Source organism: Bradyrhizobium sp. WYCCWR15520, assembly GCF_056174665.1.
Window position 1 is genome coordinate 73,616 of record NZ_JBWBWM010000027.1, and the last position, 26,695, is coordinate 100,310.

Below are 26,695 nucleotides of genomic sequence, written 5' to 3' on the forward strand. Positions count from 1 at the left end.
CGGCTAATAAGTTGCTCGTCCGCCCGAAATGTCGAACACGGCGCCGGTCGAGAACGCGCAATCCTCCGACGAAAGCCACGCCACCATCGCCGCGAGTTCTTCCACCAGGACGAAACGCGCCTTCGGAATTTTCGACAGCATGAAGTCGATGTGCTGCTGCGTGAGCTGATCGAAGATCGCGGTTTTCGCCGCCGCCGGCGTTACCGCGTTGACGAGAATGTCGTGCTGCGCGAGCTCCTTGCCGAGCGACTTGGTCAGCGCGATCAGACCGGCCTTCGAGGCCGAATAATGCGCGGCGTTGGGGTTGCCTTCCTTGCCGGCGATCGAGGCGATGTTGACGATGCGGCCGTATTTCTGCTTGAGCATCGCCGGCACCACCGCCTTGCAGCAGATGAAGGGACCGTCGAGATTGATGCGCATCACCTTGCGCCATTCGTCGAGGTCGGTTTCCCACACCGTTGCGTTGACGCCGGCGATGCCGGCATTATTGACGAGGATATCGATCTTGCCGAGCGCCTTCAGCGTCTCGTCGCGGGCTTTCTCGACGGCGACGAGATCGGAGACGTCGACCTTGAACGCCGAGACGGCCGGGCCGATTTCCTTGGCGGTCTTTTCCGCAAACGGCAGGTCGTGATCCCAGATCGCGACCTTCGCGCCTGACGCGACGAACCGCTCGGCGATCGCGCGTCCAAAACCCTGCGCCCCGCCGGTGACGACTGCGCAACGGCCGTTCAGATCGATCTTGTTCATGAAGGTGGTCCTCTCATTTCAATTCGGCGCCGCATCGACGGTCTACTCCCTCGCCCCGCTCTTCGCGGGGAGAGGTTAAGATCACAACGTCCAGCCGCCGTCGATGACGTGCGCGACGCCCGTCGTGAACGCACTCTCATCGCTGGCGAGATAGACGGCGAGCGAGGCGATCTCCCCGGCGGTGCCGAGCCGTCCCATCGGCTGTCGCGCGATGAACATCTCGCGGCCGTTGGGGCCTGCGGCCGCCGCACGATCGAGCATCGACGGGGTTTCGACGGTACCGGGGCAGATGCAATTGCACCTGATACCCTTGGCGATGAAGTCGGTCGCGACCGAGCGCGTCAGCGCGGCGACCGCGGCCTTGGTCGCGCCATAGACGTAGCGGTTCGGCGCGGCCTTGAAGACGCCCGCGGCGGACGAGATGTTCACGATCGTGCCGCGGCCATTTTCCAGCATGGCCGGCAGGAATGCGCGGATCGTGCGGTGCATCGACTTGACGTTGAGGTCGAACGAAAAATCGAAGTCTTCGTCGGAGCAATCCAGCACCGTGCCGTGATGCACGAAGCCCGCCGCGTTGAGCAGGATGTCGGTCTGGCCGGCGCGTTTGGCCATGGCGGCGACCGCTGCGCTGTCGCGCACGTCGAGCCTGGCCACTTCGGCAATGCCTTCACCCTTGAGCGCGGCGAGCTTGGCCTCGTCGATATCGGTGGCGAACACGGTTGCGCCTTCACGCGCAAAAGCCACCGCGCAGGCGCGGCCGATGCCGACGGCTGCCGCGGTGACGAAAGCACGCTTGCCCTTCAGGCGGTCTGACATGTTTTTCTTCTCCTTGGTTTTCCTTTTCGTCATTGCGAGGAGCGAAGCGACGAAGCAATCCAGATCGTTTCCGCAGGGGGATTTCTGGATTGCTTCGCTACGCTCGCAATGACGGTGATTGCCTGATGAAGGGTGGCTAATGATTATCCCGCGCCACACCGACCGTGCCGGCAATATTCTGATAGCGCGTGGCAAGCTCCATGCAGGCGCCAGTGGCCTGCTGGCCGACGGTCGAGCGATAAACCTCCTGCCACGGCGTCTGGTTGGCCGGGTAGGGGAAGCCGCCCTTGTCCTTCAATTCGGCGCGACGCTTCTTCAATTCGTCGCTTGATATCAGGATGTTGGCGTCGCCCTTGTTGAGGTCGATGCGAACCTTGTCGCCGGTCCGCAGGATCGCCAGCCCGCCGTCGGCGGCGGCTTCCGGCGAGGCGTTAAGGATCGACGGCGAACCCGACGTGCCGGACTGCCGTCCGTCGCCGATGCAGGGCAGAGACAGGATACCGCGTTTGATCAGTGCGGCGGGTGGCTGCATGTTCACGACCTCGGCGCCGCCGGGATAGCCGATCGGCCCTGCGCCGCGGATGAACAGCACGCAGTGCTCGTCGATATTGAGCGAGGGATCGTCGATCCGGTCGTGATAATCCTCCGGTCCCTCGAATACGATGGCGCGGCCTTCGAACGCATTCGGGTCTTTCGGATTGACCAGGTAGCGCTCACGGAATTCCTTCGAAATCACGCTGGTCTTCATGATCGCGGAATCGAACAGGTTGCCGCGCAGCACCAGGAAGCCGGCGTCCTTCACCAGCGGCTTGTCGTAGCTCCAGATCACGTCGCCGTCGGGCTTGGGCGCCTCGCGGCAGTTCTCGCCGATGGTGCGGCCGTTGACCGTGACGGCATCTTCATGGATCCGCTTCTGCGCCATCAATTCGCGCACCACCGCCGGCACGCCGCCGGCGCGATGATATTCTTCGCCGAGATAGAAGCCGGCCGGCTGCATGTTCACCAGCAGCGGGATGTCGTGGCCGTGCTTCTGCCAGTCGTCGATCGAGAGGTCGACGCCGATATGCCGCGCCAGCGCGTTGATGTGGATCGGCGCGTTCGTCGAGCCGCCGATCGCCGAATTCACAGCGATGCAGTTCTCGAACGCCTTGCGGGTCAGGATGTCGGAGGGTTTGAGGTCCTCCCAGACCATCTCGACGATCCGTTTTCCCGTCTCATAGGCGATCTGGCCGCGCTCGCGATAGGGCGCGGGGATCGCCGCGCATCCGGGCAATGACATGCCGAGCGCTTCCGCCAACGAATTCATCGTCGAGGCCGTGCCCATCGTGTTGCAATGGCCGACCGACGGGGCCGAGGAGGCCACGATTTCGATGAACTCGTTGTAGTCGATTTCGCCGGCGGCAAGCCGCTCGCGTTGTTTCCAGACGATGGTGCCAGACCCGGTGCGTTCTCCGTTGAACCATCCGTTCAGCATCGGGCCGCCGGAAAGCACGATCGCGGGCAGATTGACAGTCGCCGCCGCCATCAGGCAGGCCGGCGTGGTCTTGTCGCAGCCGGTGGTCAGCACCACGCCATCGAGCGGATAGCCGAACAGCACTTCGACCAGGCCGAGATAGGCGAGGTTGCGGTCGAGCGCCGCCGTCGGCCGCTTGCCGGTCTCCTGGATCGGATGCGTCGGAAATTCCATGGCGATGCCGCCGGCGGCCCGAATGCCTTCGCGTACCCGGTGCGCCAGCTCGAGATGATGCCGGTTGCACGGCGAGAGGTCATTGCCGGTCTGGGCGATGCCGATGATCGGCTTGCCCGATTGCAATTCTTCCCGGGTCAGGCCGTAATTGAGATAGCGCTCGAGATAGAGCGCGGTCATGCCCGGATTGTGCGGGTTGTCGAACCACTCGAGGGAACGCAGCCTGCGGCCCTTACCGTTGGTGGCAGTCTTGTTGTCGTTCTTTTTCATTGGTTCCTCCCGCACTGCAAATCCGGTGAGCGGTTCAAATCGAGGCAGCGATTGCACAATGCTGAAAATTTCATCCGCTGCAAACGCACTCGCCCGCGCCATTCGGTTTCAGGTCAATCAATCCTAATTCGCCCCAAAAGGTAGCGCTACCATTTTCGCCACCCGCTGCGACCTTCTGTCTGACGTCATCGTTACGTCGTTTGCGGCATCGAGCTTTCGCGCACCATGAGCTGAAAGCCTAGGTCGAGCACGGGCTCTCGCGGCCGGCGGCCTTCGATCGCGTCGATCACCATGGTAACGGCGTGTCTTCCCATCTCATAACGATTGGTGCGCACGCTGGTGAGGGAGGGGACCGCGGACGCCATGAACTCGAGGTCGTTGAAGCCGACGATGGCCAGGTCGCGCGGTACCGCGATCTGGCGGCGCTGGCATTCGAACAGCACGCCCAGCGCCAGGTCGTCGTTGACGCAGAATACTGCGTCGATCTCGGCCGTCCGCGCCAGAAGATCGGCGAACAACGTCCCACCAAGCGTCACGGTCGTCGGCACCGACGTGGTGACGACGAGGTTCGGATCAAACAGGGATGCCGCCTTCATGGCATCACGATACCCTTCGAACCGCCGCTGCACGCGCGGATCCATTCGTGCGCCGAGAAATCCGATGCGACGGTGCCCTTGCTCCAGAATGTGCGAGATCGCGGCAAAACTGGCATCGTAATGCGAAAAGCCGACCATCATGTCGACCGGGCTGTCGCCGATCTCCATGATCTGCGTGACAGGGCAATTCATCGACTCCAGGATCGTGCGCGATTCCGCGGTCTGATTGATGCCCGTGACGATCAGTCCTGCGGGCTTCTGCGCCCGGAACAGCCGCAGCAGCTTTTCCTCCTGCAGGATGCTGTAGCGCGTATTGGCAAGCTGAATCGAGTAGCGGCTGCCCTCGGATGAATCGTAGATGCCGCGCAACACATCGGCGAATACGTTGTTGGTGAGGGAAGGAATCACGACGCCGATGACTTCGGTGCGGTGGGAGGCGAGTGCACGCGCGGCGAGATTGGGAACGTAACCCAGTTCCTTCACGGCGCTGTCGACGCGTTCCCGCTTACTCTCCGACAGCGCTTCGGGGTTCCTGAAAAAACGCGATGCCGTGATGGGGCTGACGCCAGCGAGCTTGGCGACCTCGGTGAGGCGGATTTTGCCAGACTTTGTCTGTTTTCGTCCCATCTTGCGCTCATATCACAACAGATTAGACGTTTGAACAATTATTGACAGCGCTACCATCGGATTGCTAAAAACCGCCAAACTGCGGATGATAATGACCGTTGAATTCGGCTTCCGGCATTAGAGTCGAAAAGACAGCAAGGCGCCGCCGCCCGCTTGCGGCGCCAATAACAGACAATGAGGGGAGTGAATTCGATGTCGTCGGTACAGATTCGCGACGTGCGCAAGTCGTTCGGCAATTTTGAAGTTTTGCACGGCGTGTCGATTCCGATCGAGGATGGCGAATTCGTCGTGCTGGTCGGCCCCTCTGGTTGCGGCAAATCGACCTTGCTGCGGATGCTCGCCGGCCTCGAAAACATCACCTCTGGAACGATTTCGATCGGCGATCGCATCGTCAACAATGTCCAGCCCAAAGAGCGCGACATTGCCATGGTGTTCCAGAACTACGCGCTCTATCCGCACATGACCGTCGCCGACAACATGGGCTTCTCGCTCAAGCTGCGCGGCGCCAAGCCGGATGAAATCGCCACCGGCGTCAAGCGCGCCGCTGAAATTCTCGCGCTGACCCCGCTGCTCGATCGCTATCCGCGGCAGTTGTCGGGCGGCCAGCGCCAGCGCGTCGCGATGGGCCGCGCCATCGTGCGCGATCCGCAGGTGTTCCTGTTCGACGAGCCCTTGTCCAACCTTGACGCCAAGCTGCGCGTCGCGATGCGCACCGAGATCAAGGAGCTGCACCAGCGGCTGAAGACCACCACGGTCTACGTCACCCACGACCAGATCGAGGCGATGACCATGGCTGACAAGATCGTCGTGATGCACGACGGCATCGTCGAGCAGATGGGCACCCCGCTCGAACTCTACGACACTCCTGCCAACCAGTTCGTTGCGGGCTTCATTGGTTCGCCGGCGATGAACTTCCTCAAGGGCAAGGTGAAGTCGAACGGCAGCGCCGGGTTCGAAGGTCCGAACGGCGTGAAACTGCCGCTGGCCTCGGCGCCCACCAATTCCGAAGGCCAGCCGGCTGTCTACGGCGTGCGGCCCGAGCACTTCACCATTGCCGATGACGGCGCCGAAGCCGAAATCATCGTGGTTGAGCCGACCGGTTCGGAAACCCAGGTCTTCGCCAAGCTCGGCGGAGAGCAGGTGGTCGCCGTGTTCCGTGAGCGGCATCAATTCAATCCGGGTGACAAGATCCGGCTCAAGCCGGATCCGTCGCTCGTACATCTGTTTGACGAGGCGACTGGCAAGAGACTGAATGGCTGAGCAATTACAAAAAGTGGCTGAGCAATAACTAATAATATTCAAAGGGAGGATGGACTATGCAGGACTTTACCCGCCGCTCTCTGCTTCAGGGTGGCACCGCGCTGGCGGCGGCCGGTGCGCTGACCGGACCGGCACTGCTCGATTTCGCCAAGGCCTGGGCGCAAGCCTCGCCATGGAAGGCCGAATCCGGCGCCAAGCTCACCGTGATGCGCTGGAAGCGTTTCGTGCCAGCGGAAGACGACGCCTTCAACGCGATGGTCGCCGCATTCAAGACCGCGACCGGCACCGAAATGAACGTGTTCTCGGAGTCGTTCGAGGACGTGCAGCCGAAGGCATCCGTGGCCGCCAACACCGGCTCGGGCCTCGACCTCGCCTGGGGCTTGCACACGCTACCGCAACTGTTCCCGGCGCAGGTGCTGCAGCTGAACGACGTCGCCGACTATCTCGGCAAGAAATACGGCGGATGGACCGAAGCGGCGGCGGTGACCTGCAAGCAGGGCGACAACTGGCTCGGCATCCCGGTCGCGACCGTCGGCGGCTACATGACCTACCGCAAATCGTCGGTGGAAAAGGCCGGGTTCAAGGATTTCCCGAAGGACTTCCCGGGCTTCCTCGAAATGTGCAAGGCGCTCAAGAAGAACAACACGCCGGCCGGCTTCCCGCTGGGCCACGCCTCGGGCGACGCCAATGCCTGGCTGCACTGGATCCTCTGGGGTCACGGCGCCTACACCGTCGACAAGGACAACAAGGTCATCATTAACTCGCCCGAGACCGTGAAGGCGCTCGAGTACTGCAAGGCCCTGTCCGACACCTTCATTCCCGGCGTTGCGTCGTGGAACGATTCGTCGAACAACAAGGCCTATCTGTCGGGCGAACTGCACTGCACCGCCAACGGCATCTCGATCTATGTCGCGGCCAAGGACGATCCGACCAAGAAGGAACTTACCGAAGACACGTATCATGCGCTGTGGCCGGTCGGGCCCATCGGGAAGCCGACCGAACTGCAGCTCTGCGTGCCGATCCTGGCGTTCAAGTTCACCAAATATCCGAACGCCGCGAAGGCCTTCATCGCCTTCATGCTGGAGAAGGAAAACTACGACAAGTGGCTGATGGGCGCGCGGGGCTATCTCACGCACACGCTCAACGCCTACGACAACTCACCGGTGTGGACGGCCGACCCGAAGAACCAGGTGTTCAGCCAGGCGAGCAAGCGCGCGTTGCCTGCGTCCGGCATCGGTACGCCGGGCGAGAAGGCGGCAACCGCGATCGCCGACTTCCTGGTGGTCGACATGTTCGCCAACTACTGCACCGGCGCCAAGGATGCCAAGACCGCGATCGCGGAAACCGAGCGGCAGTTGAAGCGCATCTATCGCTGATCAACCGGAGCGGATGGCGCATGCCGCCGTCCGCTCCATTAATGTGAGGGCATGTTCCGGAAAAGCGGGTAGGGGCTTTCCGGAGCGATCGTGCTCTAGACAACGGCGCAAACGGGACATCGCCCATGGCAGACATCGCAATCGCGCCAAGACGCGCCAAGACGGAGATCCGCGAGGCCAGCGCGTGGGACCAGCTCAAGCACAACCGTAACTGGGTGGGCTTCTGGTTCATGGTACCGGCGATGGCGTTCCTGATTTTCTTCCTGGCCTATCCGCTTGGTCTCGGTATCTGGCTTTCGTTTACCGACACCCGCATCGGTCGCGTCGGGGCATACGTCGGGACCGAGAATTACGAGTGGCTATGGGACGACGCGATCTTCTGGCTCTCGGTGTTCAACACGCTTCTATACACGTTCATCGCGAGTGCGATCAAATTCGGCATCGGGCTCTATCTGGCGCTGCTGCTGAACGAGAACATGCCCTTCAAGGCGATGCTGCGCGCGCTGGTGCTGATCCCCTTCATCGTGCCCACGGTGCTGTCGGCGCTGGCGTTCTGGTGGATCTTCGATTCCCAGTTCTCGATCATCTCTTGGTCCTTGAAGCAGATGGGCCTGATCACCGAGAACATCAATTTTCTCGGCGATACCACGTGGGCCCGTATCTGCGTGATCTTCGCCAATATCTGGCGCGGCGTTCCCTTTGTCGCGATCACGCTGCTGGCGGGCCTGCAGACGGTGTCGCCATCGCTTTACGAGGCGGCGATCCTCGATGGCGCGACCAGCTGGCAACGATTCCGGTTCATCACCTATCCGCTGCTGACTCCGATCATCGCTGTCGTGATGACCTTCTCGGTGTTGTTCACCTTCACCGACTTCCAGTTGATCTGGGCGATGACGCGGGGCGGCCCGGTCAACGCCACCCATCTGATGGCGACCTTGTCGTACCAGCGTGCGATCATCGCTGGCCAACTCGGCGAGGGCGCGGCGATCGCAAGCGCGATGATCCCGTTCCTGCTCGCGGCGATCATGGTGTCCTGGTTCGGGCTGCAGCGCCGCAAGTGGCAGCAGGGAGAGAGCAATGACTGATCTTCCCACTTCGCGGATCGATCTCAAGGCCGTGCTGCATAGTTCCGCGCCGACAGTTGCGATGGACGATCACAGCGAGGGCATGAGTTACCTGCAGTCGGTACCGCGCCGGCTGGTGACGCTCTATTTGCCGCTGTCGATCATCGTCGTCGTCTTGCTGTTCCCGTTCTACTGGATGGGCCTGACGGCGATCAAACCGGACGAGCAACTGCTCGACCTCGACAAGTTCAACCCGTTCTGGACCTGGAATCCGACCTTCAAGCACTTTTACAAGCTGCTGTTCGAAAGCCACTATCCGATGTGGCTCTGGAACACGATGTATGTGGCGGTCTGCGCCACCATCCTGTCGATCATCGCGAGCGTGCTCGCCGCCTATGCCATCGTTCGCCTCCGCTACAAGGGCGCCAATATGGTCGGCGGCCTGATCTTCCTGGCCTATCTGGTGCCGCCGTCGATCCTGTTCATTCCGCTTGCCACCGTCGTGTTTCAGTACGGCCTGTTCGACTCGCCGATGGCGTTGATCCTGACTTATCCCACCATCCTGATCCCGTTCTCAACCTGGCTTCTGATGGGATACTTCAAGACTATCCCGTTCGAACTGGAGGAATGCGCGCTGATCGATGGCGCCAGCCGCTGGCAGATCCTGATCAAGATCGTGCTGCCGCTGGCGATCCCGGGACTGATCTCTGCGTTCATCTTCTGCTTCACGCTGTGCTGGAACGAGTTCATCTACGCGCTGACGTTCCTGCAATCGACCTCCAACAAGACGGTGCCGGTTGCGATCGTCAACGAATTCGTCGACGGCGATATTTATCGCTGGGGCTCGCTGATGGCGGGCGCGCTGGCGGGCTCTTTGCCGCTCGTCATTCTTTACGCCTTCTTCGTCGAGCATTATGTGTCGGCCATGACGGGAGCCGTGAAAGAGTAGGCGCTCGAGGCCCGTGTCGTATAACAGGGTTCAAAAAGGAGACGGGTCTTGCACGTTCTGATTCTCGGTGCCGCCGGCATGGTTGGCCGCAAGCTGACCGACCGGCTGCTGCGCGACGGCCGCCTCGGCAAGCACGACATCACCCGCATGACGTTGCAGGACGTGGTGGCGCCCGCCAAGCCTGCCAACGCATCGATCCCGATCCAGGTCGTGTCTTCCGACTTTGCCAATGCTGGCGCTGCGGCGCCGCTGATCGCACATCGGCCGGAGGTGATCTTTCATCTCGCCGCCATCGTCTCGGGCGAGGCGGAAGCCGAATTCGACAAGGGCTACCGGATCAATCTCGACGGCACCCGCCATCTGATCGACGCCATTCGTCATGCCGGCGGCGGCTACAAGCCGCGGCTGGTGTTCACGTCCTCGATCGCGGTGTTCGGCGCGCCGTTCCCGGAAAAGATCGGCGACGAGTTCTTCCATACGCCGCTGACGAGCTACGGCACGCAGAAATCGATCTGCGAACTCCTCATCAACGACTACACCCGCAAGGGCCTGCTCGACGGCATCTCGATCCGCCTGCCGACGATCTGCGTGCGGCCGGGCAAGCCAAACAAGGCGGCCTCCGGCTTCTTCTCCAACATCATCCGCGAGCCGCTGGCGGGCGAGGAGGCGGTGCTGCCGGTGTCCGAGGACGTGCGGCACTGGCACGCCTCGCCGAAATCCGCGGTCGGCTTTCTGGTCCACGCCGGCACCATGGATCTCGACGCGATGGGCCCGCGGCGCAATCTCAGCATGCCCGGCATGTCCGTGACCGTCGGTGAACAGATCGCAGCGCTCGACCGCGTCGCCGGCAAAAACGTCACCGCGCGCATCAAGCGCGTGCCCGATCCGACCATCATCGGCATCGTCTCGGGCTGGCCGCGGGATTTTTCCACCGACCGCGCGCTCAAGCTCGGCTTCACCACCGCCGAGAAGACGTTCGACGATATCATCCGGATCCACATCGAGGATGAACTCGGCGGCAAGTTTGCGGCCTGACGCGATCTCACGCCCAATCGCGCGGATGCGGTCATGAGCAAAGTAGCCTGCATCGGCGAATGCATGGTCGAGCTGAAGCAGGCTGATGGTGGCCTGTTCTCGCGCGGCTATGGCGGCGACACGCTCAATACCGCGGTCTATCTGGCCCGGCTCGGTGCGGGCGCCGATTACATCACCGCGCTTGGCGACGACAGCCTTAGCGACGAGATGATTGCCGGCTGGGCGGCCGAGGGGATCGGCACCCACCGCGTGGTGCGGCTGGCCGGCAAACTGCCGGGCCTCTACATGATCCAGACCGACGACAAGGGCGAGCGACGGTTCTTTCACTGGCGCGACAGCGCCGCGGCGCGCAGCCTGATGGATTTGCCGCAGACGCCGGAGATCCTGAATGGGCTGGCCGGCTACGATGTCATCTATCTCTCCGCGATCACGCTCTCGCTCTACGGCGGCGAGGGCCGCACCCGGCTGTTTGCGGCGCTCAGACGCGCGCGTGAAGCCGGGGCACGGTTCGCCTTCGATACCAATTTCCGGGCGCGGGGCTGGCCCGACCTCGACGTCGCCCGCGCCGTTTTCCGGGAGGCCTTTGCCGTAGCCGATATCGTGCTGGCGTCCACCGAGGACTTGGCTCCGCTTTATCCCGGCGAAAGCAACGACGCCTTGCTGGCGCGGATTCCGGGCGCGGAGGTGGTGCTGAAGCTTTCGGAACCGGCGAGCATTCTGCGTCTTCAGGGCGCGCTTTATCCGGTCCGGGCCGAACCATTGAAAGCGCCCGTCGTCGATACCACCGCGGCCGGCGACAGTTTTGCTGCCGCCTATGTTGCCGCGCGCCTGCTGGACGCGGATCCGATCGAAGCCGCGCGGGCGGGACACCGCCTCGCCGGGGTTGTGGTATGCCATCCCGGAGCGATTATCCCGCGCGCAGCGATGCCGCCCGGCCTCCTTCCCGCTACCTCTCGCAAGGCACCTCCATGAGCGCAGCTTCCCGACAGGAAAAACTCGCCGCCATCTTCAAGTCCGCGACTGTCATCCCTGTGCTCACCATCGAACGGCTGGAAGATGCGGTGCCGCTGGCGCGCGCGCTGGTCGCCGGCGGGGTGCGCGTGCTGGAAGTCACCCTGCGGACCCCGGTCGCTGCAGACGCCGCCAAGGCCATGATCGCGGAGGTGCCGGACGCTATTGTCGGCATCGGCACGATCCTGAACGCCGACGATCTGGCGAGGGCGACGGCGCTCGGGGCCAAATTCGGCATCAGCCCGGGCGCAACGCCGGAGCTCCTGAAGGCTGCCGCCGCAGGCGACCTGCCGTTCGCCCCGGGGATCGCGACGGCTTCCGAGCTGATGCAGGCGCTGGCCGCCGGCTTCGATCTCGTGAAATTCTTCCCCGCCGAGCAGGCTGGCGGTATCAAGGCACTTCGGGCGCTGGCGGGACCGTTCCCGAACATCAGGGTGTGTCCGACCGGCGGGATCGGTGAGGCCAATGCGGCGTCCTGGCTGGCCGAGCCCAACGTGGTGGCGGTCGGCGGTTCCTGGCTCTGCCCGGCAGCGGACATCCGGGCCGGCAATTGGGCCGGCATAACCGCCATGTGCCAGCGCACCCTGAAATCGCTGAAACCGGCGTGAAGTCTTTTTCCCGATAGGGTACAAGGGCTTCAGAACCGGAACAGGGAGAACGACCATGACAGCCAGCATCGTCGGGTGGGCGCACACGCCATTCGGCAAGTTCGACGCCGAGACCGTCGAAAGCCTCGTGGTGAAGGTTGCGACCGACGCGCTGGCCGATGCCGGCATATCCGCCGAAGACGTCGACGAGATCGTGCTCGGGCATTTCAATGCCGGCTTCTCGCCGCAGGATTTTACCGCCTCGCTGGTGCTGCAGGCCGATCCCAAGCTGCGCTTCAAGCCGACAACCCGTGTTGAGAACGCCTGCGCCACCGGTACGGCGGCGGTGCATCAGGGCATCCGCGCGATCGCCTCGGGCGCGGCCCGGATCGTGCTGGTGGTCGGCGTCGAGCAGATGACGCGGACGCCGTCGGCCGATATCGGCCGCTACCTTCTGAAGGCGTCTTATCTGCCTGAGGATGGCGACACCGTCGGCGGCTTTGCCGGCGTGTTCGGCAAGATCGCGCAAGGCTATTTCCAGAAATACGGCGACCAGTCGGACGCGCTGGCCTTGATCGCAGCCAAGAACCACAAGAACGGCGTCGCCAATCCCTATGCGCAGATGCGTAAGGATTTCGGCTTCGAGTTCTGCCGCTCCGAGAGCGAGAAGAATCCCTATGTCGCGGGTCCCCTGAAGCGCACGGACTGTTCGCTGGTGTCGGACGGTGCGGCAGCGCTGGTGCTGACCGATAGCGAGACCGCGAAGACGATGGGCAAGGCGGTGAACTTCCGCGCCACCGCGCATGCGCAGGATTTCCTGCCGATGTCAAAGCGCGACATCCTGCAGTTCGAAGGCTGCACGGTAGCCTGGCAGCGCGCGCTGGCGCAGGCCGGCGTGCAGCTCAGCGATCTCTCCTTTGTCGAGACGCACGATTGCTTCACGGTTGCCGAACTGATCGAATATGAAGCGATGGGCCTGACGCCGCGCGGGCAGGGTGCCCGTGCCATCAAGGAAGGCTGGACGCTGAAGGACGGCAAGCTGCCGGTCAATCCGTCCGGTGGCCTGAAAGCCAAGGGCCACCCGATCGGCGCGACCGGCGTTTCCATGCATGTGATGAGCGCGATGCAGCTCGCCGGCCAGGCGCCCGAGGGCATGCAGCTCAAGAACCCGAAGCTTGCCGGCATCTTCAACATGGGCGGCGCGGCGGTGGCCAACTACGTCTCCGTGCTGGAGCCCGCAAAGTAGCCGCGAATGTGCTATCCTAGGGGTGGGCAAGGGCGCATCAGCGCCGTGCCCACCATGAGTACCGCGAGATGAGGTTGGTGGGCACGCCTTGCTTTGCCCACCCTACAATTTCCGGAGCGTACATTATGAGCAACGAAAGTTCGTTGTCACAGTCAGAACTCAACAACCGGATCAGGATTCTGGAAGACAACATCCGGCAGTTGATCGAGCAGGCTGCCGCCGCCTCCGGCGAACAGAACGAAGCGCGCATCGCCGACCGCCTCCACCAGCAGAATGAAGAGCTGGAACGCCTGACCCGGGAGCGCGACGCCAGATCCAAACCGACGAAATAGCCGCCGCCATTGCGCATACGGCCATACGCTGGGCGCGCCTTGATCTTCGCAAGCGCCTGCCGTTACTTGGTTCCCACAACAATGCGGCCGGCGGTGGCCGTGTATCGGGAGCAGGCTGATCCATGGGACCATTGGCGGGCACCAAGGTCATCGATATGACGACCGTGCTGATGGGGCCCTATGCAACCCAGATGCTCGGCGACTTCGGCGCCGACGTCATTAAGGTTGAGTCGCTTGACGGCGACGTGACGCGGCAGATCGGGCCGACGCGCCATCCCGGCATGGGGCCGGTGTTCCTCAACACCAACCGCAGCAAGCGTTCCATCTGCCTCGACCTGAAGAAGCCGGCGGGACGCGCCGCCGTGCTGCGGCTGATCAAATCCGCCGACGTGCTGGTCTACAATGTACGCCCGCAGGCGATGGCGCGGCTGAACCTCGGCTACGACGTGGTATCGCAAGTCAATCCGCGCCTGATCTATGCCGGCGTGTTCGGCTTTGGTCAGGACGGCCCCTATGCGGCAAAGCCCGCCTATGATGATCTGATCCAGGGCGCTACCGCCTTGCCGGCGCTGATGGCGCAGACGGCCGACGGTGTGCCGCGCTACGTTCCCAATGCGCTGGTCGACCGCATCGTCGGACTGACGGCGGTCGGCGCGATCTGCGCCAGCCTGGTCGATCGCAACCGTACCGGGCGCGGCCAGCGCGTCGACATTCCGATGTTCGAAACCATGGCCGGCTTCGTGATGGGCGACCACATGGGCGGTCTCACCTACGAGCCGCCGCTCGACAAGGGTGGTTATGCCCGCCACCTGTCGCCGGACCGTCGGCCTTACAAGACCTCCGACGGCTATATCTGCGTGATCGTGTACAATGACAAGCAGTGGCAGAATTTCTTCGATGCCACCGGCCGCGACGATCTTCGCGTCCACCCGAAATTTGCGACCTTCGCCGGCCGCGCCGCCAATATCGACACGGTATACGCCGAGTTGGCGCGCATCCTCGAGACCAAAACCACCGCCGAGTGGACCGCGATCCTCGAGAAGGCCGACGTGCCTGTCATGCCGATGCACGATCTCGAAAGCCTGCTCGGAGATCCCCACATCGTTGCGACGAAGTTCTTCCCAGTGGTCAAGCATCCGACCGAGGGCCGCATTCGCAACATGAGGCCATCGACACGGTTTTCCGAAACGCCGGTTGAAACAAAACGGCTGGCGCCGCGCCTGAGCGAGCACAGCGCGGAAATTCTCAGCGAAGCGGGCTTTTCGGCGGACGAGATTGCCACCCTGGTGCGCGAAGGCGTCACCAAGACCGTGCCAAACACATAGGATGACACATGGATTTCGCGCTGTCCGCCAACCAGGAATCGATCCGCGACGCGGTCGGAAAGATCTGTTCGCACTTCGACGATGCCTATTGGCTGAAGAAGGACAAGGAGGGTGGCTACCCCGCCGACTTCCACCGCGCATTGGCTGATGCCGGCTGGCTCGGCATCTGCATCCCCGAGGAATATGGTGGCTCCGGGCTCGGCATCACCGACGCCGCGATCATGATGCGGACGATTTCGGAATCGGGGGCCGGCATGTCCGGCGCCTCCGCCGTGCACATGAACGTGTTCGGGCTCAATCCCGTCGTCGTATTCGGCACCAAGGAACAGTGCACGCGCATGCTGCCGCCGATCATCGACGGCCGCGACAAGTCGTGCTTTGCGGTGACCGAACCCAATACCGGGCTGAACACCACGCAACTGAAAACCCGCGCGGTGCGCAAGGGCGACAAATATGTCGTCAACGGCCAGAAGGTCTGGATTTCCACGGCGCAGGTCGCCAACAAGATCCTGCTGCTGGCGCGCACCACGCCGCTGGAAGAGGTGAAGAACCCGACCCATGGCCTGAGCCTGTTCTACACGGATTTCGACAAGCAGCGCGTCACGGTGCACGAGATCGAAAAGATGGGCCGCAAGCCCGTCGATTCAAACGAGCTGTTCTTCGAGAATTTTGAAATTCCCGTCGAGGACCGCTTGGGCGAAGAAGGCCGCGGCTTCGAATATATCCTGCACGGCATGAATCCCGAGCGCATCCTGATTGCGGCCGAAGCGGTCGGCCTCGGCCAGGTCGCGCTGTCGCGCGCCGCTGCCTATGCGAAGAACCGTATCGTCTTCAACCGTCCGATCGGCATGAATCAAGGCATCCAGCACCCGCTGGCGAAGAACTGGATGGAGCTGGAGGCCGCATGGCTGATGGTGCTCTCTGCCGGCTGGCAGTATGACCAGGGCATGCAATGCGGACCGGCCGCCAATGCAGCGAAGTATCTCGCCGCCGAAGCCGGCTTCCACGCCTGCGAGCAGGCGGTCATGACGCATGGCGGATTCGGATACGCCAAGGAATATCATGTCGAGCGATACTTGCGGGAATCGCTGATCCCGCGCATCGCCCCGATCAGTCCGCAGCTCATTCTCAGCTTTATCGCGGAGAAGGTGCTGGGCCTGCCGAAGTCGTATTGAGGATGGACGCACTCTCTCGAATGGTCGTTCCGGGGCGATGCGAAGCATCGAACCCGGAACCTCGAGATTCCGAGTTCGCGCTTCGCGCGCCCCGGAATGACAAGGAAGCATGGCGATGAGCTTCATCACCGGCGTCGGACTGACGTCCTATGGCAAGCACGAAGGCTCGTCCTCGCTCGATCTCATGAGCAAGGCCGCTGAAACAGCCATTACCGACGCCGGGTTGAAGCGCTCCGAGATCGACGGCATTCTCTGCGGCTATTCGACGGTCTCCCCGCACATCATGCTGGCGACCGTATTCGCCGAGCATTTTGGCATTCAGCCGTCCTACGCCCACGCCGTGCAGGTCGGTGGCGCGACCGGGCTTGCGATGACGATGCTGGCGCATCATCTGGTCGACGCCGGAGTGGCAAAGCACGTGCTGGTTGTCGGCGGCGAAAACCGTCTCACCGGACAGAGCCGCGATGCCTCGATCCAGGCGCTGGCGCAGGTCGGCCATCCCGACTACGAGGTGCCGCTGGGACCGACCATCCCCGCCTATTACGGCCTCGTCGCCTCGCGCTACATGCATGAATATGGCGTCACCCAAGAGGATCTCGCGGAATTCGCGGTGCTGATGCGCGCGCATGCGATAACCCATCCCGGTGCGCAGTTTCATGAACCGATCACCGTCGCCGATGTGATGGCCTCGAAGCCGGTAGCGATGCCGCTCAAGCTGCTGGATTGCTGCCCGGTGTCCGACGGCGGCGCGGCGTTCGTGGTCAGCCGTGAGCGCACGGGCGCGATCGGGGTTCGCGTGCGCGGCTGTGCGCAGGCACATACCCACCAGCACATCACGGCTGCGCCGGCCTTAAGCGAACTCGGCGCCGAGATTGCGATCGCCAAGGCCAAGGCCGCATCGGGCGTCGCGATATCGGATGTGCGTTACGCGGCGGTTTACGACAGTTTCACCATCACGCTGGCGATGCTGCTGGAAGACCTCGGCCTTGCCGGGCGCGGCGAGGCGGCGGCGCGGGTGCGGGCAGGGCATTTCGGCCGCGACGGCGCCATGCCGCTCAACACCCATGGCGGCCTTTTGAGCTACGGCCATTGCGGCGTCGGCGGTGCGATGGCGCATCTGGTCGAGACGCATTTGCAGATGACGGAGCGCGCCGGTCCCCGGCAGGTCCGCAATGCCTCGATCGCGCTGTTGCATGGCGATGGCGGCGTGCTGTCGTCGCATGTCAGCATGTTCCTGGAGCGGGTGCGATGAACGACAAGTCAGCCGATTGGACCAAGGGCGCCGAGGCCATCGTCTATCAATCCTGTGGTGTCTGCGGGAAACCACAATATTTCCATCGCAGCTTCTGCGCCGCCTGTGGTGCGCCGGATCCGGTTGCGAAACGCGCCAGCGGGATCGCGACCGTCTACGCGACATCGCTGGTGTGCCGCGCCGCGACACCGGAGACGCGCGCGCACGTTCCCTACAATATTGTGCTGGTCGATGCGGAGGAGGGCTTTCGCATGATGGCGCACGGCGACAACGATCTCGCCATCGGCGATGAGGTCACCGCAAGCTATCGGCCGTTTGCGGGAAGGCTGGTCCCGTATTTCGAGAAGAAAAAGTGACGTGTTCAAACACAATGTTCACGCAACGAAGCAACCCAGAATTACGCGGAACGGGTGAAAAATCTGAGTGCTTCGACGCGTCAACATTCAGTGCCAGTAGAACACAACGCTGGCGATAACGAGCATCGCTGATACCGCCAACATCTGCGCAAGTGCTTCCGAGGCCGCCTTCCTGGTGGCTTCCTTCATGCCTAACTCCCTAGACTTGGGCATGAGTCATCCTTGCCCGTGAAGGCCTGATGAACTCAGTTTGGTTTACTCGGAACACCCCGCGCGACGAGTATTCGCTCTTTTGAGTCCCCACTCAGCGAATATCGACAGTGCTGAGAATCGACCAGCATTGAGGCGGCAATTTGTCTCGCTCGCAGCCGGTTTGTGCACGAGAAAGGGAGTTTTTTGGCGCGGGTCTAAGGGCTTGAGTGCCGGCTCGAACCCGCGTCGGCAGCGTTTCGATGGTTGATCGGGCTCCTGCTGCGGTGCATGATCCCTCTGTCAGCAAATCAGAAAAGCCCAAGACCCCAAGGTGACGAATGGCCCGCATTGAATATAGCGATCCCGCCAAGCACAACGATCGCACCCGAGAACTGCTCGGCAAAAACCGCAATGCGAACATTTTCCGGATGATGGCGCATTCGCCGAGCTATCTCGAACAGTATTGCCGACTCGGCGGTGCCATCAGGCACAAGGGCGAACTGGACCCGATCGTGCGCGAGCTCGCCATCACCCGCACCGGCATCCTGTGCGAGGCGCCGTATGAAATCGTCGCCCACAAGCGGATTGGCAAGAATGTCGGCGTCACCGACGAGCAGAACGAGGCGCTAGAGCACTGGCAGGTGGCGACATGTTATAACGACGTGCAGCGCGCCGCGCTCGCCTTCACCGACGAAATCGTCAAGCTTCACAAGCCGACGGACGCGACCTTCAACGCCATCGCCGCCAAATTGACCCCGGCTGCATTGGTCGAGCTACAGCTTTCGGTCGGCTTCTACATCATGACGTCGAAGTTTCTGGAAACCTTCGCCATCGACATGCAGCCGGTGACGGAGGTGGTGGGCTGATCGGCGATCGTTCCGTCAACGACGGATCTTATTTCGCCGGCCCGTAGCGCCGCAGCGCCTCCAGCGTCAGCCCCTTACCGACGGCGCCGAAGATGTCGCCCTCGACGATGCGGGCCGACGGCACGGCCTTGGTGATTGCCTTGTGGACGTGGGCGAGTTTTACCGAACCGCCGGTCAGGAAAACGGAATCGATATCGCCGGCCTCCAGCCCCGCCTGAACGAGGCAGTTCCTGATGCGCGCCGCGATCCGATCGGCCAACTGTTTTGTGTGGCTGACGAGATCGGGGCGGCTGATGTCAGCGCTGAGACCGGGAGCGACCCATTCCAGCGGAATGTCCGCGCGGGGCTTCTCGGAGAGCGCGATCTTGGCGTCCTCGACTTCCATCGCCAGCGTATGGCCGCGCTGTTCGTGGATGACGCGGATCAGGCGGTCGAGAAGTTCCGGTTCCTTGGCCTGCTGCCGGACCTGGCGAATATCGGCCGTCACGCGCGGCTCGTACATGCGGTTGATGCTCGACCAGGTGGCGAGGTCGTGGAAATAGCTCGACGGCACGTCAAGCCCGGCACGTTTCATGGCGCTACGGAATCCGAACAGCGGCATGACGACGCCGAGGCTGAGCTGACGGTCGAAATCGGTGCCGCCGACGCGTACGCCGTCATTGGCGAGAATATCGGCCGCACGATCGGCCTTGCCGTGGCGCTCGGGTCCCAGACGCACGATCGAGAAGTCCGATGTGCCGCCGCCGATATCGGCGATCAGTGCGAGTTCCTCGGACGTGATCTGCCGCTCATAGTCGAGGGCCGCCGCAATCGGCTCGAACTGAAACGTGACTTCGTCGAAGCCGATTCCCTTCGCAATCGACCGCAGGGTTTCCTCGGCCTTGCGGTCGGCGTCCGGCGCATTGTCGACGAAGTGCACGGGACGGCCATGGACGACACTGCGCAGTTGGCGGCTAGTCGCCTGTTCCGCGCGGCGTTTGACCGCCCCGACATAATAGGCAATCACGTCGCGGAAGCCGACCCGCGCACGCCCGAGTCGGGTGGTTTCCTCGATCAGCGAGGTACCGAGCACCGATTTGAGGCTGCGCATCAGCCGGCCGGCCGTGCCTTCGACATAGGCCTCCATGGCCCTGCGGCCGATCAGGACGTTACCATTCGGCTCATAGAAGATCGCGCTGGGAATAGTGGTGTGCGCCGCCTCCAGCGCCGCCAGAACCGGCGTCCGGCCATCGATGGTGCCGAGCGTCGTGTTCGACGTTCCGAAATCAAGGCCGCAGATCGACATGGGAGGCTCCGGGAGGGAGCGCCCGTTTACACATTACGAGGCCATCAATCCACCCTTATCTCGGCGTGTTTTTCCTGCGATTCCCGGGTGCCCGAAGTTGACGGAGAGGGGCGATCCACAGATCAATTTCTTTCGTGCGGCGGGTTGGCAAATCAATCCGAGATGGTCCATAAGCTGCGTCCCCGCGGCGGGTTATCCTGCCGCAAACGGCTTTGGAATGAGGTCGCGTGGCAAATATCAACCGACAGATTGCGCAAGAGCTTGGCGTCCGCGAAGAGCAGATCGCGGCAACCGTCGAACTGCTGGATGGCGGCGCCACGGTGCCGTTCGTGGCGCGCTACCGCAAGGAAATCACCGGCGGCCTCGACGATGCGCAGTTGCGCACGCTGGAAGAGCGCCTGACCTATTTGCGCGAGCTCGAAGCTCGCCGGGTGGCAATCCTCGATTCGATCCGCGAACAGGGCAAGCTCGACGCCGCGCTGGAAGCCCAGATCATGGCGGCTGACACCAAGGGCCGCCTGGAAGACATCTATTTGCCATTCAAGCCGAAGCGTCGCACCAAGGCCGAAATTGCCAAGGAAGCCGGCCTCGAGCCGTTGTCCGAGCTGCTGCTGACGCAGCCGCAGAACGATCCGCAGGTCGTTGCCGCGGGCTATGTCGACCCCGAGAAGCAGGTAGCGGATGTCGCCGCGGCCCTCGAAGGCGCGCGCGCGATCCTGGTGGAGCGTTTTGCCGAAGATGCCGATCTGATTGGGCGCTTGCGCGAGGATATGTGGTCAAACGGCCTGATGACGTCCACGGTGCGCAAAGGCAAGAAGACCGAGGGCGAGAAATTCGCGGACTATTTCGAGTACAACGGAGCCCTCCACAAGCTGCCGTCGCACCGTATCCTCGCGCTATTTCGAGGCGAGAAGGAAGAAATCCTCGAACTGCAGATTCAGCCCGAGGCCACTGTGCCCGAGGCCGGCGTTCCCAGCGCCTATGAACTGAAGATCATGCAGCGTTTCGGCATCACCGATCAGAAACGCCCCGGCGACCGCTGGCTGGTCGATACCGCGCGCTGGGCGTGGCGCACCAAGATCCAGGTGCATCTCAACATCGATTTGCGCATGCGCCTGTGGACCGCCGCCGAGACCGAGGGCGTCCGAGTGTTCGCCTCGAACCTGCGCGATTTGCTGCTGGCCGCGCCGGCCGGCGCGCGCGTCACCATGGGACTTGATCCCGGCTACCGCTCCGGCGTCAAGACCGCCATCGTCGACGCGACGGGGAAGGTAGTCGCGACCACGACGATTTATCCGCACGAACCGCAGCGGCAGTGGAACGAGGCGCTGGCGACACTCGGCAAGCTCGCGGTCCAGCACCGCGTCGACCTGATCGCGATCGGCAACGGCACTGCCTCGCGCGAGACCGACAAGCTGGCGACCGAACTCGTCAAGCTGCTGCCGGATCTGAAAATGTCGAAGATCGTGGTGTCGGAGGCCGGGGCCTCCGTGTACTCCGCCTCGGCCTTTGCATCCGAAGAATTGCCGGAACTCGACGTCACCTTGCGCGGCGCGGTCTCGATCGCCCGGCGCCTGCAGGACCCGCTCGCCGAACTCGTCAAGATCGACCCGAAGGCAATCGGCGTCGGCCAGTACCAGCATGACCTCGGCGAGTCCAAGCTGGCGCGTTCGCTGGATGCCGTGGTCGAGGATTGCGTGAACGCCGTCGGCGTCGATGCCAACACCGCCTCCGCGCCGCTGCTGGCGCGAGTGTCCGGCATCGGCGCGGGGCTTGCGCAGAGCATCGTGCAGCATCGCGACGCCAACGGGCCGTTCAAGTCGCGGAAAGATCTGAAGCAGGTGCCGCGGCTCGGGCCCAAGGCGTTCGAACAGTGCGCCGGCTTCCTGCGCATCAACGGCGGTGAAGACCCGCTCGATGCGTCCGGCGTGCACCCCGAATCCTACCCGGTCGTGCGGCGGATCCTCACTGCCACCAAGAGCGACATCAAGGCGCTGATCGGCAACGCCGATGTCGTACGCCAGTTGAAGCCGCAGGCCTTTGTCGACGAAACTTTTGGCTTGCCCACGGTCACCGACATCCTGCGCGAACTGGAAAAGCCCGGCCGCGATCCGCGTCCGGCGTTCAAGGCGGCGGTGTTCAAGGAGGGCGTCGAGGAGATCAAGGACCTCAAGCCCGGCATGATCCTGGAAGGCACGGTGACTAATGTCGCGGCCTTCGGCGCCTTCGTCGACATCGGCGTGCACCAGGACGGCCTGGTGCACATCTCGGCAATGTCGAAGAACTTCATCAAGGACCCGCGCGAGGTGGTGAAGCCGGGCGACATCGTCAAGGTCAAGGTGCTGGAGGTCGAGGTCGCCCGCAAGCGCATCGCGCTGACGCTGCGGCTCGACGACGAAGTCGGTGCCAAGAGCGACCGTCCATCCCAGGGCAAGCCGCGTGAGTTTTCCAAAGCGTCGATGACGTCGTCGTCGCCGCGCAAGCCGCAGGAGCAGGGCGGTGCGCTCGCGGAGGCGCTACGTCGCGCTGCCGAAAAGAACGGGCGGGGCAAGGCGGGGTAGGCGCGGCCGGTGGCTTCATCCTTCGAGGCGCATCGCTGCTTGAGGAGGGGCGGCTCTTGGCAAGGCGCTTGACTGCTTGGGAAGGGAAAAGCGGATTTCGTTGGCCCACTGGTCGATGACGGCCAAGACCCCAAGCCGACATGGCGCCGCCGCAGCTGCTGCACCTGATCAGGGAGGAGAGGCGCGCATGGACCTTAGCGAAGGCAGTGCCCGTCGTCATGATGCTCGCGTTACGGGACTCGCCATGGGGTCAGCCGTGGAACCCAGCGCGGGACGTTGGCCCGAAAGTCCTCGTACTGCGCGCCAAACGTCTGCTTGAGCGTTGGTTCTTCGTACACCAAGACGAAGACGTGGAAAAAGAGCCAGAGCAGCGCGGCATACCAGAGGAGGCGCCAATCGCCGAATAAAAGTGCTTGACCAAAAATGACAGCAGCGACCCCGACGTAAATCGGATTTCGCACGTAGCGATAGAGACCCGTGACCACCAGCTTCTGTGTCGGCGCGATCGGGGCTGGCGTTCCCAGCCCCTGCAGTGCAAACCGCGCGAACGAATCCACAACTCCGGGCACTCCGGCAATGATCAACATAAGTCCGATGGCGCGGGTCAGTTCAAAGCCGAAAAAAGCCGGCCGGAACTCCCAATGTGTGATCCACCATGGGACGAACCCCGCCAGCACCAAGGGCGCGACGACGAAGAATAGAGCAGAGCCCAATACCGCGATCGTTTTCGGCATGGCACCTCCTTCCCGTCCTGTCGCAAGGCGGTCGGCAAAATTGAACCGTTGCATCATAGCGCCATTACGGCGAACACGTAGTGCCCATCATCATCGGCCGCGGCGCGCCAGCCCCGACATCGAGGCGCCGGCTCACGCACGCCAACAACTATCTTATCGTTGAATCGCGACGGCCCTGCGAAAGCGTCTCGACCAAGCCCACAGTCCAGCACATCGGGCATCCGCGTAGCGCGACGAGGGCGGCAACGCCCGCGCCCAAGGATAGCCAAGGGTGCGCGGTTTGGTGGACGATGGCCCAAGCGAGTAGCGCCGCCGCAGCTGCGCCGCGCATCAGGTGTGCGCCCAGGAAGGCGCTCCCGAACATGCCGACTCCACGAAAGTAATTCATGTGCTCTCTCGTCCGCTGTCCTTTGTGCCGAGCAAGTATTCGCGCACCAACGCGCGGGCGCGGCGCAGGCGGCTCTTGGCCGCTTCGCGCGTCACGCCGAGCCGCCCGGCGATTTCCCCAATCGTCAGATCTTCGAGATCTCGCAGCAGCAGCACTTCGCGATGGGACGGCGAAAGCGACTCGATCGCATTGACCAAGTCCATGCGTAACTCGTCCGGCGGGACCTTTGCGAGCTCGCGTGACTCTTCCAGGCTGGCGAGCTCCTCGACTCCGCGTATCAGCATCAGCGCCGGCAGCATGCAAAGGCGGGCGATGACGGTCAGCAGCCAGCCGGCGAGTGCGGCTGGACTGCGGATCGTACCCACGCGCCGGTACACGACGATGAGGGCTTCTTGCACCACATCTTCGATGACCGAGGTGCGGTGGCAAAGGCGCCGGGCGTAGCGTCGAATGTCCGGCTGCAGCGCCACCAATAGCTGTGTCAGCGCGTGCCGGTCACCCGACTGTGCCGCGAGCAAGATATCGTCTGATACGCGCGCCAAGGCGGTCACCCCTTCAGTGGCTCGCGCCCGGCGATGGCGCAGGCAGGGCAATAGCCGAACACGCCGGTGACCAGAGTCACGACACCCGCGCCGCTGAGCAGTAGCCCGAGCGGCGAAGCGTGCAGCGCAACCACGCCGCAGATGAGCATCAAGCCTCCGCCGATCAACCTGGCCGCGCGCTCCCACCCGCCAACGTTCTTCCTATACCACATGGTTCTGTGCTCCGGTTCGTGACGCGCCGCTATGGCGCATTCACCCAGACAAGAGGGCGCAAACCCGGCGCCGGGGTCGCGGCACAAAAAATAATTTGAGGGGGTGGCAGCTTCAGCAGGCTGGCGTGGGCGTCGGGTGCGGGCCTGGGCCGCTGAGGAACGCCGGCATCGGGTCGCCGGGGTGTGGACATACGATCCGGCAAAACTCCCGCCCGCGCCGAAGAGGTGATCGAATAGGACGCTATTTGCTGCACTGCATTAGTCGCTAATGGCCCTTAGCGGCTAGCGCCTGACCAATGACCGGTTTGCGGCCAGCAGCGGACGCCTGCCGGAATTACCCCGACGTCAGCACATTCAGCTTGGCGTTGGCGAGGATCAGGCGGTCGGCCAATAGTTGCGCGAGGTTGCGCATGATGCGCTCGCCGGCGCGCGGATGTTGTTTCCGGAAACGTTCGAAATCGCGCAGCGAAATTTCGTAGGCGGTCGCGGCCATGTCGGCCAGCACGTCGGCCGAACGATGCGACTCCAGCAGCGCCATTTCGCCAAAGGGCATTCCCGCCGTGAGCGTCGCGAGGCGGATGCCGTCGGGCAGGGTGACGTGGACGGCGCCACTGCGGAGGAAGAACAGGGATGTGGCGGCTTCTCCCGCGGAGATGATCTTCTCGCCGGTTTGATAGGTTCTGATCGATGCGAGCGAGGCGAGGTCGGTACGTTCTTCGTCGGTCAATCCCGCCAGCAGCGATTGCTCGGACAATTCGGTGGCATCGAAGAAATCGATCGCGCCGCCGTAGCGGTAGACCAACTGGTCTTCCGCCCACTCGATCGCGGCATCGAGCAGATAATAGTTGCGGATGTTGGTGAGGCCTTCCGTCCATTCGGCGATCATCTTCCAGTCCGGCGACGCGCGCCTGATACCTGATAGAATCACCGTGACGTGGTGCGCGGCGAGCTCGCGGAATTCCTCGGCGAGCAGGCGGGCGCCGGCGCGGGTCATGGCGGTGACGCGGCGCAGGTCGAAAATAACCAGTTGCGGGCGCGGCTTGGCCGCCAACTGGCGCGAGACGTAATCGACGTTTGAAAACGACAGCGTCCCGACCAGCTCGATGACGCGGACGTCCTCGTGATGCGCGGCGAGGATGTTCTGTTCCCGTGCGCGCCGCACGCGCCGCGACGGGCTGTTGCCGATGTCGTAATCGGCGATGATGCTGTTGCGCGCGTCGTCGCTGCGGTTCAGCATATGCAGGTCGTAATGCGACGACAGCGCCTCGCAGACCTTGATGCCGCGTACGCTGTTGCCGTGCTTGTCGAGCTTCGGCGAATAGCTACCGAGCCCGAGCCGGGCCGGGAGCGCCGCGAGGATGCCGCCGCCGACGCCGCTTTTGGCGGGGATGCCGATCCGGTAGATCCATTCTCCCGCATAGTCGTACATGCCGGAGCTCGTCATGACCGAAAGCGTGCGCGAGATGGCGTAGACGCTCAACACCTGTTCGCCGGTCACCGGATTGACGCCGCGATTGGCAAGCGTGGCCGCCATGACCGCGATATCGCGCGCCGTGACCAGGATGGCGCATTGCCGGAAATAGACTTCCAGCACGGCGGCCACATTGTCCTTGATCACTGCGTTGGTGCGCAGGAGATAGCCGATCGCCCGGTTGCGGTCGCCGGTTAAGCTTTCGGAAGCATAGACGGAGTCGTCGACATCGAGCTCGCGCCCGGCAAACCGTCCCAGCGCCTGCCGGATATAGTCGAACGCGGTGTCGCCCTTGGCCTCGTAAATGAGGCCGGAGCAGGCGATCGCGCCGGCATTGACCATTGGGTTGAAGGGATGGTTTTCGGCGTTGAGGCGGATCGAGTTGAAAGGATCGCCCGAGGGTTCGACGCCAATCACGCTTTCGACCCGTGCCGCCCCCAGCGTGTCCAGCGCCAGCGCGAACACGAACGGTTTTGACATCGACTGAATGGTGAAGGGGACCTGGGTGTCGCCGACCTCATAGACATGGCCGTCGAGGGTAGCGAGGCTGATGCCAAAATGAGCAGGGTCGGCCTTGCCGAGTTCAGGGATGTAGTCGGCGACGGCGCCGCCGGTCTCGGGGGTGAAATCGGCGTGACAGGCGTTAAGGAACCGCAGCAAAGGCGGCTTTGAACTAGCCCAGGCCGCGGGGCCGGCCGTGAACGGAGGAGGCGATTGTTTCATCGCCTCC

General features: G+C 63.0%; 24 protein-coding genes. 15 read left to right on the plus strand and 9 right to left on the minus strand.

Annotated features, from left to right (window positions below; translation table 11 throughout):
- Window positions 1-3: 3 nt before the first annotated feature.
- The 4 genes from AC0QUY_RS28375 to gntR all read right to left on the minus strand — a co-directional run bounded on the left by AC0QUY_RS28375 (window position 4) and on the right by gntR (window position 4,746).
- Window positions 4-750, minus strand: a complete 747-nt coding sequence (locus tag AC0QUY_RS28375) for an SDR family NAD(P)-dependent oxidoreductase (protein WP_475389528.1) — start codon at window positions 748-750, stop codon at window positions 4-6.
- A gap of 81 nt (window positions 751-831) precedes the next feature.
- The gene (locus AC0QUY_RS28380; protein ID WP_475389529.1) at window positions 832-1,566 is read right to left on the minus strand and encodes an SDR family oxidoreductase; all 735 of its coding nucleotides are present in this window, start codon (window positions 1,564-1,566) and stop codon (window positions 832-834) included.
- A gap of 136 nt (window positions 1,567-1,702) precedes the next feature.
- On the minus strand, window positions 1,703-3,523 hold the full coding sequence (locus AC0QUY_RS28385) for an IlvD/Edd family dehydratase (RefSeq protein WP_475389531.1): 1,821 nt from the start codon (window positions 3,521-3,523) through the stop codon (window positions 1,703-1,705).
- Window positions 3,524-3,714: 191 nt separating this feature from the next.
- A complete protein-coding gene (gene gntR / locus AC0QUY_RS28390) occupies window positions 3,715-4,746 on the minus strand; it encodes an HTH-type transcriptional regulator GntR (RefSeq protein ID WP_161854007.1) in 1,032 nt (343 codons plus the stop codon).
- Window positions 4,747-4,938: 192 nt separating this feature from the next.
- On the opposite strand from gntR, the gene AC0QUY_RS28395 reads away from it, so the two are divergent.
- The 14 genes from AC0QUY_RS28395 (at window position 4,939) to AC0QUY_RS28460 (ending at window position 18,772) form a co-directional block, all read left to right on the plus strand.
- The gene (locus AC0QUY_RS28395; protein ID WP_475389532.1) at window positions 4,939-6,006 is read left to right on the plus strand and encodes an ABC transporter ATP-binding protein; all 1,068 of its coding nucleotides are present in this window, start codon (window positions 4,939-4,941) and stop codon (window positions 6,004-6,006) included.
- A gap of 56 nt (window positions 6,007-6,062) precedes the next feature.
- Window positions 6,063-7,382: an ABC transporter substrate-binding protein gene (locus AC0QUY_RS28400; RefSeq protein ID WP_161854009.1), complete on the plus strand. Its 1,320-nt coding sequence runs from the start codon at window positions 6,063-6,065 to the stop codon at window positions 7,380-7,382.
- Window positions 7,383-7,507: 125 nt separating this feature from the next.
- A complete protein-coding gene (locus tag AC0QUY_RS28405) occupies window positions 7,508-8,467 on the plus strand; it encodes a carbohydrate ABC transporter permease (protein ID WP_161854010.1) in 960 nt (319 codons plus the stop codon).
- The gene (locus AC0QUY_RS28410) at window positions 8,460-9,395 is read left to right on the plus strand and encodes a carbohydrate ABC transporter permease (RefSeq protein ID WP_161854011.1); all 936 of its coding nucleotides are present in this window, start codon (window positions 8,460-8,462) and stop codon (window positions 9,393-9,395) included. Before AC0QUY_RS28405 ends, AC0QUY_RS28410 begins: the two co-directional genes overlap by 8 nt.
- A 48-nt stretch (window positions 9,396-9,443) precedes the next feature.
- A complete protein-coding gene (gene denD, locus AC0QUY_RS28415) occupies window positions 9,444-10,430 on the plus strand; it encodes a D-erythronate dehydrogenase (protein WP_161854012.1) in 987 nt (328 codons plus the stop codon).
- A 33-nt stretch (window positions 10,431-10,463) separates the two neighbouring features.
- On the plus strand, window positions 10,464-11,402 hold the full coding sequence (locus AC0QUY_RS28420) for a sugar kinase (protein WP_475389533.1): 939 nt from the start codon (window positions 10,464-10,466) through the stop codon (window positions 11,400-11,402).
- The gene (eda, locus tag AC0QUY_RS28425; RefSeq protein WP_475389534.1) at window positions 11,399-12,049 is read left to right on the plus strand and encodes a bifunctional 4-hydroxy-2-oxoglutarate aldolase/2-dehydro-3-deoxy-phosphogluconate aldolase; all 651 of its coding nucleotides are present in this window, start codon (window positions 11,399-11,401) and stop codon (window positions 12,047-12,049) included. Before AC0QUY_RS28420 ends, eda begins: the two co-directional genes overlap by 4 nt.
- 55 nt (window positions 12,050-12,104) lie before the next feature.
- Entirely contained in the window at window positions 12,105-13,274 is a 1,170-nt protein-coding gene (locus AC0QUY_RS28430; protein WP_161854015.1) for an acetyl-CoA acetyltransferase, read from the plus strand.
- Window positions 13,275-13,399: 125 nt separating this feature from the next.
- Window positions 13,400-13,606 carry a hypothetical protein gene (locus AC0QUY_RS28435; RefSeq protein WP_161856636.1) on the plus strand — a complete coding sequence of 69 codons (207 nt, stop codon included), beginning with the start codon at window positions 13,400-13,402 and terminating at the stop codon, window positions 13,604-13,606.
- 122 nt (window positions 13,607-13,728) lie between these two features.
- Window positions 13,729-14,931 carry a CaiB/BaiF CoA transferase family protein gene (locus AC0QUY_RS28440; RefSeq protein ID WP_475389535.1) on the plus strand — a complete coding sequence of 401 codons (1,203 nt, stop codon included), beginning with the start codon at window positions 13,729-13,731 and terminating at the stop codon, window positions 14,929-14,931.
- An 8-nt stretch (window positions 14,932-14,939) separates the two neighbouring features.
- On the plus strand, window positions 14,940-16,106 hold the full coding sequence (locus AC0QUY_RS28445; protein ID WP_475389536.1) for an acyl-CoA dehydrogenase family protein: 1,167 nt from the start codon (window positions 14,940-14,942) through the stop codon (window positions 16,104-16,106).
- Window positions 16,107-16,221: 115 nt separating this feature from the next.
- Complete coding sequence (locus AC0QUY_RS28450) at window positions 16,222-17,358, plus strand: thiolase family protein (RefSeq protein ID WP_475389537.1); 1,137 nt, start codon at window positions 16,222-16,224, stop codon at window positions 17,356-17,358.
- On the plus strand, window positions 17,355-17,714 hold the full coding sequence (locus AC0QUY_RS28455; protein WP_475389538.1) for a Zn-ribbon domain-containing OB-fold protein: 360 nt from the start codon (window positions 17,355-17,357) through the stop codon (window positions 17,712-17,714). Before AC0QUY_RS28450 ends, AC0QUY_RS28455 begins: the two co-directional genes overlap by 4 nt.
- Window positions 17,715-18,244: 530 nt before the next feature.
- Complete coding sequence (locus tag AC0QUY_RS28460; RefSeq protein WP_161854019.1) at window positions 18,245-18,772, plus strand: carboxymuconolactone decarboxylase family protein; 528 nt, start codon at window positions 18,245-18,247, stop codon at window positions 18,770-18,772.
- A gap of 28 nt (window positions 18,773-18,800) precedes the next feature.
- On the opposite strand, the gene AC0QUY_RS28465 is transcribed toward AC0QUY_RS28460, so the two are convergent.
- Window positions 18,801-20,057, minus strand: a complete 1,257-nt coding sequence (locus AC0QUY_RS28465; RefSeq protein ID WP_475389539.1) for an Hsp70 family protein — start codon at window positions 20,055-20,057, stop codon at window positions 18,801-18,803.
- Window positions 20,058-20,284: 227 nt separating this feature from the next.
- Here AC0QUY_RS28465 and AC0QUY_RS28470 point away from each other — a divergent pair, with 227 nt between their 5' ends.
- Complete coding sequence (locus tag AC0QUY_RS28470; protein WP_475389540.1) at window positions 20,285-22,618, plus strand: Tex family protein; 2,334 nt, start codon at window positions 20,285-20,287, stop codon at window positions 22,616-22,618.
- Window positions 22,619-22,848: 230 nt separating this feature from the next.
- On the opposite strand, the gene AC0QUY_RS28475 is transcribed toward AC0QUY_RS28470, so the two are convergent.
- The 4 genes from AC0QUY_RS28475 to glsA all read right to left on the minus strand — a co-directional run bounded on the left by AC0QUY_RS28475 (window position 22,849) and on the right by glsA (window position 26,688).
- A complete protein-coding gene (locus AC0QUY_RS28475) occupies window positions 22,849-23,352 on the minus strand; it encodes a methyltransferase family protein (protein WP_475389542.1) in 504 nt (167 codons plus the stop codon).
- A 384-nt stretch (window positions 23,353-23,736) separates the two neighbouring features.
- The gene (locus AC0QUY_RS28480; protein WP_161854023.1) at window positions 23,737-24,282 is read right to left on the minus strand and encodes an RNA polymerase sigma factor; all 546 of its coding nucleotides are present in this window, start codon (window positions 24,280-24,282) and stop codon (window positions 23,737-23,739) included.
- A 5-nt stretch (window positions 24,283-24,287) separates the two neighbouring features.
- On the minus strand, window positions 24,288-24,494 hold the full coding sequence (locus tag AC0QUY_RS28485; RefSeq protein ID WP_092512150.1) for a YgaP family membrane protein: 207 nt from the start codon (window positions 24,492-24,494) through the stop codon (window positions 24,288-24,290).
- Between the two features lie 334 nt (window positions 24,495-24,828).
- A complete protein-coding gene (gene glsA, locus AC0QUY_RS28490; RefSeq protein ID WP_475389543.1) occupies window positions 24,829-26,688 on the minus strand; it encodes a glutaminase A in 1,860 nt (619 codons plus the stop codon).
- Between the last annotated feature and the right edge of the window lie 7 nt (window positions 26,689-26,695).

Bases quoted from the DNA above. Each gene is read 5' to 3' on its own strand.
- AC0QUY_RS28375 (WP_475389528.1), bottom strand. From the start codon at position 750: ATGAACAAGATCGATCTGAACGGCCGTTGCGCAGTCGTCACCGGCGGG.
- AC0QUY_RS28380 (WP_475389529.1), bottom strand. From the start codon at position 1,566: ATGTCAGACCGCCTGAAGGGCAAGCGTGCTTTCGTCACCGCGGCAGCC.
- AC0QUY_RS28385 (WP_475389531.1), bottom strand. From the start codon at position 3,523: ATGAAAAAGAACGACAACAAGACTGCCACCAACGGTAAGGGCCGCAGG.
- gntR (WP_161854007.1), bottom strand. From the start codon at position 4,746: ATGGGACGAAAACAGACAAAGTCTGGCAAAATCCGCCTCACCGAGGTC.
- AC0QUY_RS28395 (WP_475389532.1), top strand. From the start codon at position 4,939: ATGTCGTCGGTACAGATTCGCGACGTGCGCAAGTCGTTCGGCAATTTT.
- AC0QUY_RS28400 (WP_161854009.1), top strand. From the start codon at position 6,063: ATGCAGGACTTTACCCGCCGCTCTCTGCTTCAGGGTGGCACCGCGCTG.
- AC0QUY_RS28405 (WP_161854010.1), top strand. From the start codon at position 7,508: ATGGCAGACATCGCAATCGCGCCAAGACGCGCCAAGACGGAGATCCGC.
- AC0QUY_RS28410 (WP_161854011.1), top strand. From the start codon at position 8,460: ATGACTGATCTTCCCACTTCGCGGATCGATCTCAAGGCCGTGCTGCAT.
- AC0QUY_RS28420 (WP_475389533.1), top strand. From the start codon at position 10,464: ATGAGCAAAGTAGCCTGCATCGGCGAATGCATGGTCGAGCTGAAGCAG.
- eda (WP_475389534.1), top strand. From the start codon at position 11,399: ATGAGCGCAGCTTCCCGACAGGAAAAACTCGCCGCCATCTTCAAGTCC.
- AC0QUY_RS28430 (WP_161854015.1), top strand. From the start codon at position 12,105: ATGACAGCCAGCATCGTCGGGTGGGCGCACACGCCATTCGGCAAGTTC.
- AC0QUY_RS28435 (WP_161856636.1), top strand. From the start codon at position 13,400: ATGAGCAACGAAAGTTCGTTGTCACAGTCAGAACTCAACAACCGGATC.
- AC0QUY_RS28440 (WP_475389535.1), top strand. From the start codon at position 13,729: ATGGGACCATTGGCGGGCACCAAGGTCATCGATATGACGACCGTGCTG.
- AC0QUY_RS28445 (WP_475389536.1), top strand. From the start codon at position 14,940: ATGGATTTCGCGCTGTCCGCCAACCAGGAATCGATCCGCGACGCGGTC.
- AC0QUY_RS28450 (WP_475389537.1), top strand. From the start codon at position 16,222: ATGAGCTTCATCACCGGCGTCGGACTGACGTCCTATGGCAAGCACGAA.
- AC0QUY_RS28455 (WP_475389538.1), top strand. From the start codon at position 17,355: ATGAACGACAAGTCAGCCGATTGGACCAAGGGCGCCGAGGCCATCGTC.
- AC0QUY_RS28460 (WP_161854019.1), top strand. From the start codon at position 18,245: ATGGCCCGCATTGAATATAGCGATCCCGCCAAGCACAACGATCGCACC.
- AC0QUY_RS28465 (WP_475389539.1), bottom strand. From the start codon at position 20,057: ATGTCGATCTGCGGCCTTGATTTCGGAACGTCGAACACGACGCTCGGC.
- AC0QUY_RS28475 (WP_475389542.1), bottom strand. From the start codon at position 23,352: ATGCCGAAAACGATCGCGGTATTGGGCTCTGCTCTATTCTTCGTCGTC.
- AC0QUY_RS28485 (WP_092512150.1), bottom strand. From the start codon at position 24,494: ATGTGGTATAGGAAGAACGTTGGCGGGTGGGAGCGCGCGGCCAGGTTG.
- glsA (WP_475389543.1), bottom strand. From the start codon at position 26,688: ATGAAACAATCGCCTCCTCCGTTCACGGCCGGCCCCGCGGCCTGGGCT.